Origin of the sequence: Pseudomonas sp. LP_7_YM (assembly GCF_004364435.1) — a bacterium.
Classification (GTDB): Bacteria; Pseudomonadota; Gammaproteobacteria; order Pseudomonadales; family Pseudomonadaceae; genus Aquipseudomonas.
Window position 1 is genome coordinate 74,151 of record NZ_SOCT01000012.1, and the last position, 11,014, is coordinate 85,164.

Genomic DNA, 11,014 nt, shown 5'->3' on the forward strand with positions numbered 1-11,014 from the left:
AATACACCTGTAAACAAATGTGTGCCGCTTACTGTCGGAAATTTAATGATGGGCGGTGGGAGATATGACGGTTGTGCATGGCAGATGCATGGCGCCAATCTGTTGGACCGCGCTTGCCGCGATGGCTGTCTGGTGTGTCAACGGTGTTAACCGACACAACGCCTTCGCGAGCAAGCGCGTCCACAGGTTGCATGCGTTGCCGTAGCAACTGATCTCAACGCCGAACCAGCAATACGCCCGATTCCATATGGTGCGTATACGGAAACTGATCGAACAGCGCGCAACGCTCGACTCGATGGGTATCGTGCAGTTGGGCGATGTTGGCGGCCAGGGTTTCCGGGTTGCAGGAAATGTACAGGATGCGCTCGAAACGCCGGGTCAGCTCACAGGTATCCGGGTCCATGCCCGCACGCGGGGGATCAACGAAAACGCTGCCGAAGTCATAGCTTTTCAGGTCGACACCGGCCAGACGGCGGAACGGACGCACCTCATTGAGCGCCTCGGTCAGCTCTTCGGCCGACAGCCGCACCAGCGAGACGTTATCCACCGCGTTATCGGCCAGATTGCTCAGCGCCGCGTTCACCGAGGTTTTGCTGATCTCGGTGGCCAGCACTTTGCGCACCCGTGTTGCCAGCGGCAGGGTGAAGTTGCCATTGCCGCAGTACAGCTCCAGCAAATCATCCTGACGCTCGCCCAGCGCTTCATAAGCCCAGCTCAACATCTTCTGGTTCACCGTGCCGTTGGGCTGGGTGAATGCGCCTTCCGGCTGGCGATAACTGAAAGTACGCCCGGCGACTTCCAGCTCTTCAGTCACGTAATCGCGACCGATCACCAGTCGCTGACCCTTGGAGCGACCGATCACACTGACCTTAAGCTCGGCAGCCAGTTGCTCGGCTTCCCGTTTCCAGGCGTCGTCCAGCGGGCGGTGATAGCAGAGCGTGATCATGCCGTCGCCGGCCAGAGTGGTCAGGAAATCCACCTGAAACAGCTTGTGATTGAGGGTCTTGCTGGCCTCCCAACGATCACGCAGCACTGGCATCAGCGCGTTGATCTGCAGGCTTGCGACAGGAAAGTCGTTGATCAGGATCGGCGTGTGTTTGTCGCCCGGCGCGAACATTGCGTAGTGCCGCTTACCCTCGTCGCGCCAGAGACGGAATTCAGCGCGCAGGCGGTAATGTTCCCGGGGTGAGTCGAATACCTGGGGCTGCGGGGCGTCGAACGGCTTAAGCAATTCGCGCAGGCGGTCTGCCTTGTCATCGAGCTGCTGGCTATAGTGTGCAGGGTCGAACGTAGCACTCATGGGTAAAAGCCCAGCTTGATCACGAACAGGATCGACAGCACCACCAGAGCCGAATTCAGCTCACGGGCGCGGCCTGACAACAGCTTGATCACTGTCCAGGAAATGAAACCAAAGGCGATGCCATTGGCGATGGAGTAGGTGAACGGCATGGCCAGCGCAGTGATCACCACGGGGGCTGCCTCGGTGATGTCGTCCCAGTTGATTTCCGCCAGACCGGAGGTCATCAGCACTGCCACGAACAACAGGGCCGGGGCGGTGGCGAATGGCGGAACGCTGCCTGCCAATGGCGAAAAAAACAGCGCCAGCAGAAACATCACCGCCACGACGATGGCTGTCAGACCGGTACGGCCCCCGGCACTCACGCCCGCTGCCGACTCGACATAACTGGTGGTGGTCGACGTGCCCAGCAGCGAACCGGCCATGGCGGCGGTACTGTCGGCGATCAGGGCGTTGCCTATTTTCGGCATGTGCCCATCCTTGCCCATCAGGCCCGCGCGCTTGGCGACGCCGATCAGGGTGCCGGAGTTATCGAACAGATCAACGAAGAGAAACGAGAAGATCACGCTCACCAGGCCAATGTTCAGCGCCCCTGGAATGTCCAGTTGCAGAAAGGTCGGAGCCAGCGAGGGCGGCATCGAAACCACGCCAGCAAAGGGTGAATACCCAAGCACAATGGAGGCGATGGTCACGGCAAGGATGCCGATCAATACCGCGCCACGCACTTTCAGCGCTTCCAGTGCCACGATCATGGCAAACCCCAGGGCCGCGAGAATCGGTTCCGGTTTGGCCAGATCGCCCAAGCCGACCAGCGTGGCCGGGTTGCTCACAACGATCCCGGATTTCTGCATGGCGATCAGCGCCAGGAACAGGCCAATACCAGCGGCGATGGCCGAGCGCAACGGCAGCGGGATGCTGTTAATGATCCACTCGCGAATGCGGAAGATCGACAGCATGAAAAACATGACCGCCGAAATGAACACCGCCCCCAGCGCCACCTGCCAGGTATGGCCCATGTGCAGGACCACGGTGTAGGTGAAGAACGCGTTGAGGCCCATGCCCGGCGCCAGCGCAATCGGATAGTTAGCGATCAGGCCCATGACCGTGGAGCCGATGGCGGCAGCCAGGCAGGTCGCAACGAAGATGGCGCCTTTGTCCATGCCGGTTTCACCGAGAATGCTCGGGTTGACGAACAGGATGTAGGCCATGGCGAGGAACGTCGTGATTCCGGCCAGGATTTCGGTGCGCACATTGGTGTTATGTGCCTTGAGTTGAAACAGCCGCTCCAGCATGTGTGGCTCCCCGGTGACGCATCGCGCCATTAATGAAATCGACTCAAACAGCAAAGCACAGCTCGCCGAAACAGCCTGCACAAATTCTGCCAGTCGCAAAAAGCCGCGCATCATACCAGCGTCCCGTCGCTGTGGCTGCTGGCTTGGCGCTATGGGGTATTGGCCGATTGGTCGGTTCAGTCGACGCAGATCCATTGCCTGACACATTTTCGCGAGTGACTTCGCTTCCATAGGTCGCAGGACCGCGGCTGCGGTCACTGAAACCAGGCAACGCTCTCATCAAAATCCCTGAACGATTGCCAAAACCCGCAAGTCGTACCCCCATAGACGCAGATCAACTGCGCTGACAAGTATCAACCGTGAGGCTTTCCATGAGTGCGACTAACCCACAGGCTTTCGCAGGGCATTCCATTGCCCTGACGCTTAACGGCCAACCCCGACAGCTGAATGTCCAGCCCTGGACCACCTTGCTGGACCTGCTGCGCGAACAGCTGGATCTGGTCGGCACCAAGAAGGGCTGCGACCACGGCCAGTGCGGTGCCTGCACGGTGTTGCGCGACGGCAAACGCATCAATGCCTGCCTGACGCTGGCCATCATGTGCGACGGAGCCGAACTGACCACTATCGAAGGGCTTGCAGAGGGCGATGCGCTGCACCCGATGCAGCGTGCCTTCATCAAGCACGATGCATTTCAGTGCGGCTATTGCACGCCGGGGCAGATTTGCTCGGCCGTAGGGCTGGCCAATGAAGGGCGAGCGAAAACCGACGACCAGGTCAAAGAACTGATGAGTGGCAACCTCTGCCGCTGTGGCGCCTACAGCAACATTCGCGCAGCGGTGGTGGAAGTACTGCCGCAACTGAACGCGGCGCCCGACCAGGGAGGGCGCCAGTCATGAACCCCTTCAGCTACAGCAAGCCTGCAGACGTCAACCAGGCGATCAATCTGGCGGGTCCAGCCAGCTGCTTCATCGCAGGCGGCACTAATCTGCTGGACTTGATGAAAGAGAACATCGCCCGGCCTGAGCACCTGATCGACATCACCGGCCTGCCTTTAAAGGATGTGCGAGAGACCGCCAATGGCGGACTGATGATCGGTGCGTTGGTCAGCAACGCCGACCTGGCCTGGCATCCGCTGGTGGAAAGTCGCTATCCGTTGCTGTCTCAGGCTGTGCTCGCCGGAGCGTCGCCACAGTTGCGCAACATGGCCAGCACCGGAGGCAATCTGCTGCAACGCACCCGTTGCTACTACTTCTACGATTCGACGGTGCCCTGCAATAAGCGTGAGCCTGGCTCAGGCTGCCCGGCGAAAGAGGGGCTGAACCGGATTCACGCGATTCTTGGCGCCAGCGATGAATGCGTCGCGACCCACCCCTCGGACATGTGCGTGGCATTGGCCGCCCTTGAAGCGGTGGTGCATGTGGAAGGGCGGGCAGGCAAACGCACCATCGAGTTCGCTGATTTCCATCGACTGCCGGCCGATTCACCGCAGCGCGATAACCAGTTGGCTGACGACGAACTGATCACCGCCATCGAGCTGCCGCCTGCGAAGTTTCAGCAGCACAGCCATTACTTGAAGATCCGTGACCGTGCTTCTTACGCCTTCGCCCTGGTTTCCGTGGCCGCAGCTCTGGAGCTGGACGGCGACGTCATCAAGGACGTGCGCCTGGCGCTGGGGGGCGTGGCCCACAAGCCATGGCGCGACAAGACCGTTGAGCAGTTGCTCAAGGGCCAGCCGGTTTCCCGGGAGAATTTCGTCGCGGCGGCCGATGCCATGCTTCGCGATGCGCAGCCGCTTGAGCACAACGCCTTCAAGATCAAACTGGCGCGTCGCGCAATCGTTCGAGCCTTGAGCGACGCCGCCGTGGGAGGGAACGCCTGATGAACGCCAAAATGTCTCCACCCGCTAAAAGCTCGCCAGTAGGCCAGCCACTCGATCGCGTGGATGGATTGTTGAAAGTGACCGGTCAGGCTCGCTACGCAGGTGAGTACCCGGAATTGGGCTTGCTGCACGGCAGCGTGGTTTCCAGCACGATCGCCTGTGGGCGCATCCTCAAGATCGACACCTCGGCGGCGCTGCAGGTGCCGGGTGTGGTAACGGTCATTGACCACACCAATCGCCCTCACATCGCCAGCTACGATGAAAACTACGAAGACGCCGACGCCGCCGAAGGCTCGCCGTTTCGTCCTTTCTATAACGACCGCGTGCTGTACAGCGGTCAGCCGTTGGCGCTGGTGGTGGCCGATACCCTGGAGCTGGCCCGCTACGCGGGTTCGCTGATCCGCATCGAGTATCAGGCGCAGGATCATGAGACGAATCTGATCGTCGCTCAGGAAAATGCCCACACCGCTCCGGCAGAAACGCCGAAGCCGCGGGGTGATTTTCAGGCTGGCTTTGCCGGTGCGGCGTTCACTGTCGACGCGCACTACAGCACGCCCAATGAGCACCACAATCCGATGGAGCCTCATGCCTCGACTGTGCTGTATCAGGACGATGGCAGTCTCCACGTTCACGACAAGACCCAGGGCCCGCAGAACTGTCAGGACTACCTGCACAAGGTGTTCGGACTCGATAAGGAGAAGATTCGGGTCTTCGCCGCATTCGTCGGCGGCGCGTTCGGCTCTGGACTGCGCCCGCAATATCAACTGCCTTTGGCGGTGATGGCGGCATTGCATTTGAAACGCTCGGTGCGCGTGACCCTCACCCGCCAACAGATGTTCACCTTTGGCTACCGGCCCAATACGCTGCAGCACCTGCGATTGGGTGCCACCCCCGAAGGCAAGTTGGTCGCCGTGGGGCACGACGTCATCGGCCAGACCTCGCGTTTCGAAGACTTCGTCGAGCACGTGGTCGAGTGGAGCGGCATGCTCTATCAGTGCGACAACGTGCAGCTGACCTACAAATTGGCGCCCCTGGACGTTTACACACCGCTGGACATGCGTGCACCTGGCGCGGCGTCGGGCATGGTAGGGCTGGAATGCGCGCTGGACGAGCTGGCCTGTGCGGCGGGTATCGATCCGGTGCAGTTGCGCGTGATCAACTTTGCCGAGCGCAACGGTAACGAAGACAAACCCTATTCCAGCAAGGAGCTGCTTGCCTGTTATACGCAGGGGGCCGAACGGTTTGGCTGGAGCCAGCGCAACCCTGAACCGCGCAGCATGCGCAACGGGCGCCAGTTGGTCGGTTGGGGCATGGCGGGCGGCGTGTGGGAGGCCATGCAGATGAAGGCCAGCGCCAAAGCCAGCATTGATCACAATGGCAAGCTGACCGTCAGCAGTGCAACCACTGACATTGGCACCGGCACCTACACGGTCATGGTGCAGATTGCCGCCGAAGCGGCGGGCGTGATGCCCGATGACGTCATTTTTGTGCTGGGTGACTCCTCGTTGCCCACCGCGCCGCTGCAAGGTGGCTCGTTCACGGTGTCGTCGGTCGGTACGGCCGTGCAACAGGCCTGCCGTGCCCTGCGCGCCAAGTTGCTTGACGCGCTACGTATGGCCCATCCGCAATTTGCCGTAGTGGGTATGGAGGAAGTGGGATTCGGTGACGGCTATCTGATCGTCAAGGATCAGCATTTTGCCTACGCCGATATTGTTCGCCAATCGTCCCATGACGTGCTCGAAGTGCAGGTCGACGCCGAACCCGACGAGAAGCGCAACGCCTACTCCACGGCAACGCACTCGGCGGTATTCGTCGAAGTGTTGGTCGACGAAGACTTGGGCAGTATCCGGGTCAACCGGGTGGTTAGTGCGGTAGCGGCGGGCAAGGTGGTCAATCCTAAAACCGCGCGCAGCCAGATCCTCGGTGGCGTGGTGTGGGGCATCAGCCAGGCGATGCAGGAAGAGACCCAGACCGATCATCATCTGGGGCGCTTCATGAATCACAGCCTTGCCGAGTACCACATCCCGGTAAATGCGGATATCAACGATATCGATGTGGTGTTCGTCGAAGAGAACGACGACATCGTTAACGAACTCGGTTCCAAAGGCGTCGGCGAGATCGGTATCGTCGCAGTGGCATCGGCGATTGCCAATGCCGTCTACCACGCCACTGGCAAGCGCGTTCGGGAGTTTCCGGTGACGCTGGATAAGGTGCTCTGAACCCACCCGGGATTAATCGCAGCCCACTGCTGGGCTGCGAGGCTGTGCGGGGGAGCGTGCTCACGGAGGCGGCCTCAGGCGAATGAATCCGCGCCCACGGTGGATCTTCATCAGCCTGCTCCCTCTCTAAAAATCGGCGATACGTCCAATGTCGCTCCAGTGCAACCACAGGTCGCGCTGGTGCGCGTCATGCAAAGTGCCGCTGCGTAAGTTGCCTGCACGCGGCAGCATTCGGATTGCCGTGGGTCTTGAAGCCTTGAAAAACTGCCGAAAAGAGCTGATCAAAACGAGCCGACCCGAGGAGCACGCATGAAAAAAATTATTCTTCAGATCAGTTGCAGTGTGCTGATGCTGGGCAGCACTGCCCTGATGGCAGCCGAGCCTGCCAAGTGTCAAAGCGTGCGGATGGGGGTGGTCAACTGGACGGATGTGATCGCCACCAGTGCGGTGGCCGAAGTGCTGCTGCAAAACATGGGGTATGAGGTCAAGCAGACCAGTGCCGCACAGCAAATCGTCTTCGGTGGCCTGCGCGATGACCGGCTGGATGTGTTCCTCGGCTACTGGAAGCCGGCGATGGACAAGAACATTGCGCCGTTCGTCGCCGCCAATCAGGTCAAGGTCTTTGACACCCCGAGCATGAGCGACGCGCAGGCAACCCTCGCTGTGCCGCAGTTCGAGGCGGATGCGGGGCTGAAAACCTTTGCCGATATTGTCCGGTTCAAAGACAAACTTGGCGGCAAGATCTACGGCATCGAACCGGGCACCGGCGCCAACGCTAACATCAAAGGCATGATCGATAAGGATCAGTTCGGCCTAAAGGGTTTCCAGTTGGTGGAGTCGGGTGAGGCCGGGATGCTCGCCGCGGTCAAGCGCGCGGTGGATCGCAAGGAGTGGGTGGTCTTCGTGGGCTGGACCCCGCATCCCATGAACATCAACATGAAGATCGCTTACCTGACGGGCAGCGAAGACGTGTTCGGACCGGGGGAGGGCGCGGCAACGGTTTCAGTGGTCACCGCGCCGGATTATGCGACCCGTTGTCCGAACGTCAACACGCTGCTGGGCAACCTGAAGTTCACCGCCGCTCAGGAGAGCCAGATGATGGTGCCGATCATGGACCGCAAGGCGCCGACCGATGTCGCCAGACAGTGGCTCAAGGATCACCCGCAAGACACCCGGCGCTGGCTCGAGGGCGTGACCACCTTTGACGGCAAGGATGCGGCGGCTACGGTGCAGAGGGCTGTTAACAAATAGTCGGTGCTCTCAGGAACGCTGTAGATTCGGCCTGTGGGCGCCAATTCATTTACGAGACGTTAGCCCTGCCCACCTGTAGGGTGGCTGGAATACCGAATCGCGAATGATTTGCTCCCACAGGTTTTGCAGCACCCTCTCATCCTGTGTACCCCTGGATTCCGGTATCCAGGCGCAATGGAGGCGCAAATGCCCACTCGCTATCCGCTGTCACCCGAAATGCTCCGATTCATCGAGCAGACCTTGAGTTTCAGCGTCGATTCGCCGGAGATCGAGGTGCAGCGGCGGGCCTATTCACGCATGTGCGACGCCTTCAATCCGGCCCGGCCAGTTGACCTTGAGGTCACGAACTTTGAATTGGCGGGGGTGCCGGTGCGCTGCTATCGACCTCATCTGCTTTCCCCTGAGCGTCTTGCACCTTGCGTGCTGTACCTGCACGGTGGCGGTTGGGTCGTGGGCGATCTGGACTCCCATGACTTCCTCACAGCTGCGCTGGCATCGGACCTCAACGCCGTGGTCATCGCCGCGGATTACCGATTGGCGCCTGAGCATCCGTTTCCGACGGGTTTCGGCGATAGTTTGGCGGTTTGGCATGCACTGCAGATTCAAGCGCAGCGGCTTGACATCGACCCGGGCCGAATTGCGATTGCCGGCGACAGTTCAGGCGGTAACCTGGCAGCGGCGGTGTGTCTGGCCCTGCGCGATGCCGGCGAGCGACAGCCAGCGGGCCAGGCGCTGATTTACCCCGAGCTGGGTGGCCCTGATGATTTGCCGTCGCGCAGCGAATGTTTCGATGCGCCCTTGCTCAGCATGACGGAGCTGGCCTTCTATCGGCGGTTGTACTCACCGCAGGACCAGCGCTCGCCTTATGCCATGCCGCTCAACGCTGCGGATTTCAGAGGCTTGGCGCCAGCGTTCATCGCCGTCGCGCAATTCGACCCGCTGCGTGACGACGGCGTCCGTTATGAGAGGGCGCTGCGCGAAGCGGGCGTGGCCACCGAGTTCGATCCGGGCCTTGGGCTGGTGCATGGTAGCCTGAGGGGCAAAGGCCAGGTGCCGGAAGCGGGTGCGGTTTATCGACGACTGACCGCTGCACTTTCTCGGCTCCTTGCCTAGCCCTGTGACTTGTCCCCTATAGCTGGGGACTCATATACAGCCAGCATTGCAACTGCCACCGTATCAAGGCGGGCTATCGCGGTTCGATTTTCTCCTCTACCTCAGATCGGAGGTGCGGGGCATGTAATGACCCTCAGCGCACGACCTGCCGAATCGTTCATCCCTAAAAAAGCCTTCGTATTAATTGACGCCATTGTTTTGTCTCGTTAAAGTCGCCGCCTTCAATGATGTCAATGCGCTATATCAAGGACGATTTGTGAACTGTTTTGCCATTCGAATCGCGGCGCTCGGCCTGCTGAGCGCAACGGCCCTTTCTTCTTATGCTGCACCGGCGCCTGGCGAGCAAGACCTTATTCGTGACCGTCAGCAGCAGTTGCTTGAAGAACAGCAACGCCGCCTCGACCAACTCAAGGATCTGCCAGGCAAGCAGGCAGTATCCGCCACGCTCAGGGCATCTGCCGACCCCCACTGCTTCCGTATCCAAACCATTGAACTCAATGGTGCAGACGCGCTGTCTGTCAAAGAGCGCGCGGGGTTGATACAGCCCTATCTGCACCAATGCCTAGGTGTTTCTCAACTCAACGAATTGCTCAAGACCATCACCAACCTGTACATCGCGAAAGGGCTGGTGACCAGCCGCGCCTATCTCCCCCAGCAGGATCTGTCCAAGGGGCAACTGCAGGTGCTGGTGGTCGAAGGCCAGTTGGAAAAACTGCGCAGCGCTGCCGACGGTGGCTTGAGCGAGCGTGAACTGGCGATGGCGTTTCCGGGGCGGGAAGGGCAGTTGGTCAATCTGCGCGAGATCGAGCAGATGGTCGATCAGCTCAATCGCCTGCCGTCCAATCAGGCGCAGATGGAGCTGACGCCGGGCCAGGAAGTCGGCGGCAGCGACGTGCTGGTCAAGAACACCCCGCAAAAGCCGTGGCGCGTGAGCCTGTCGCGCAACAACGATGGCCAGCGCAGCACCGGCGAGCAACAGTGGAACTCCGGACTTGAGTGGGACAGCCCGCTGGGTCTCGCGGATCAGCTGAGCCTGCGCGGCGGCCACGACGCTATGACCGACCACCTGCACACCTCGCACAACACCGGGTTGGCCTACAACCTGCCGTGGGGCTGGTGGAATTTCAGTTACAGCTACAGCGAAAGCGAATACCGCTCACAGGCTCAGGCGAACGGGTTCGATTTCAAGCAGAACGGCGATAGCCAGACCCATCAACTGCGTGCTGAGCGGGTCATCTACCGTGACGCCCTGAGCAAGACCTCGCTGAACGTCGGCGTCTCCAACCTGCGCAGCAACAACTACATCGAAGGCAGCCGGCTGGCCGACAGCAGCAACCACATCAGCGAAGTGCAGTACGGCATCAACCACGGACGGCGCGTGGGCTCGGCGTTTCTCAACATTGACCTTGGCATGCAACAAGGCATCAGCGCGTTTGGCGCCCAAGACAACAACCACCCCGGGCCTGGCGAAGCCAATGCGCGCTACCGCAAATACACCGGCACCGTAAGTTATCTGCAGCCGTTCAAGCTGTGGGACGAGAGCTTCACCTTCACCAGCCTCGCCACTGGGCAGCGCAGCGAAGATGTGCTGTTCAGCCCTCAGCGCATGAGCCTCGGCGGGTCATCTTCGGTGCGCGGCTACAAGGACCAACTTCTGGCCGGCGACAGCGGCGGCTACTGGCGCAACGAGCTGCGCCTGACCCGGCCCATCACCCTCGACTGGCTGCGCCCGGCCTTCAGCGATTACGGCATTGCAGCGTCTTACGACCAGGGCGTGATCACCAACGATCGCTACAACGGCGAAGAACACGGGCGCCTGTCCAGCAACGCGCTCGAATGCTTTGCCCGAGGTCAGCACGTCGCCACGACGGTCACCTTTGCCCACTCTCTGGAGCGCCCGGGCGGCCTGATCGAGCGCGAGTCGCCGATCTATTTCCGCTTGGATTTTTTTCTCTAACGTTTG

The 11,014-nt window shown here is 60.5% G+C and carries 8 protein-coding genes; 6 read left to right on the forward strand and 2 right to left on the reverse strand.

Annotation, left to right across the window (positions count from 1 at the left end; genetic code table 11):
* Positions 1-214 precede the first annotated feature (214 nt).
* Together trmA and EC915_RS21175 are read right to left on the reverse strand one after the other, a co-directional pair.
* Positions 215-1,300 carry a tRNA (uridine(54)-C5)-methyltransferase TrmA gene (trmA, locus tag EC915_RS21170; RefSeq protein ID WP_133752461.1) on the reverse strand — a complete coding sequence of 362 codons (1,086 nt, stop codon included), beginning with the start codon at positions 1,298-1,300 and terminating at the stop codon, positions 215-217.
* Complete coding sequence (locus tag EC915_RS21175) at positions 1,297-2,589, reverse strand: NCS2 family permease (RefSeq protein WP_133752462.1); 1,293 nt, start codon at positions 2,587-2,589, stop codon at positions 1,297-1,299. The genes trmA and EC915_RS21175 overlap by 4 nt, the downstream gene beginning before the upstream one ends.
* Positions 2,590-2,960: 371 nt before the next feature.
* Here EC915_RS21175 and EC915_RS21180 point away from each other — a divergent pair, with 371 nt between their 5' ends.
* From EC915_RS21180 to EC915_RS21205, 6 genes are all read left to right on the forward strand, one after another.
* On the forward strand, positions 2,961-3,485 hold the full coding sequence (locus tag EC915_RS21180) for a (2Fe-2S)-binding protein (RefSeq protein WP_133752463.1): 525 nt from the start codon (positions 2,961-2,963) through the stop codon (positions 3,483-3,485).
* Positions 3,482-4,468 carry a xanthine dehydrogenase family protein subunit M gene (locus tag EC915_RS21185; protein ID WP_133752464.1) on the forward strand — a complete coding sequence of 329 codons (987 nt, stop codon included), beginning with the start codon at positions 3,482-3,484 and terminating at the stop codon, positions 4,466-4,468. The genes EC915_RS21180 and EC915_RS21185 overlap by 4 nt, the downstream gene beginning before the upstream one ends.
* An 11-nt stretch (positions 4,469-4,479) precedes the next feature.
* Positions 4,480-6,687: a xanthine dehydrogenase family protein molybdopterin-binding subunit gene (locus tag EC915_RS21190; protein WP_133752507.1), complete on the forward strand. Its 2,208-nt coding sequence runs from the start codon at positions 4,480-4,482 to the stop codon at positions 6,685-6,687.
* A 309-nt stretch (positions 6,688-6,996) separates the two neighbouring features.
* A complete protein-coding gene (gene choX / locus EC915_RS21195) occupies positions 6,997-7,938 on the forward strand; it encodes a choline ABC transporter substrate-binding protein (protein ID WP_133752465.1) in 942 nt (313 codons plus the stop codon).
* A gap of 186 nt (positions 7,939-8,124) precedes the next feature.
* A complete protein-coding gene (locus EC915_RS21200) occupies positions 8,125-9,051 on the forward strand; it encodes an alpha/beta hydrolase (RefSeq protein WP_133752466.1) in 927 nt (308 codons plus the stop codon).
* 256 nt (positions 9,052-9,307) lie between these two features.
* Complete coding sequence (locus EC915_RS21205) at positions 9,308-11,008, forward strand: ShlB/FhaC/HecB family hemolysin secretion/activation protein (protein WP_133752467.1); 1,701 nt, start codon at positions 9,308-9,310, stop codon at positions 11,006-11,008.
* Positions 11,009-11,014: the final 6 nt, after the last annotated feature.

Excerpts from the sequence above, each read along its gene's own strand:
- trmA (WP_133752461.1), bottom strand. The coding sequence starts at position 1,300 with ATGAGTGCTACGTTCGACCCTGCACACTATAGCCAGCAGCTCGATGAC.
- EC915_RS21175 (WP_133752462.1), bottom strand. The coding sequence starts at position 2,589 with ATGCTGGAGCGGCTGTTTCAACTCAAGGCACATAACACCAATGTGCGC.
- EC915_RS21180 (WP_133752463.1), top strand. The coding sequence starts at position 2,961 with ATGAGTGCGACTAACCCACAGGCTTTCGCAGGGCATTCCATTGCCCTG.
- EC915_RS21185 (WP_133752464.1), top strand. The coding sequence starts at position 3,482 with ATGAACCCCTTCAGCTACAGCAAGCCTGCAGACGTCAACCAGGCGATC.
- EC915_RS21190 (WP_133752507.1), top strand. The coding sequence starts at position 4,480 with ATGTCTCCACCCGCTAAAAGCTCGCCAGTAGGCCAGCCACTCGATCGC.
- choX (WP_133752465.1), top strand. The coding sequence starts at position 6,997 with ATGAAAAAAATTATTCTTCAGATCAGTTGCAGTGTGCTGATGCTGGGC.
- EC915_RS21200 (WP_133752466.1), top strand. The coding sequence starts at position 8,125 with ATGCCCACTCGCTATCCGCTGTCACCCGAAATGCTCCGATTCATCGAG.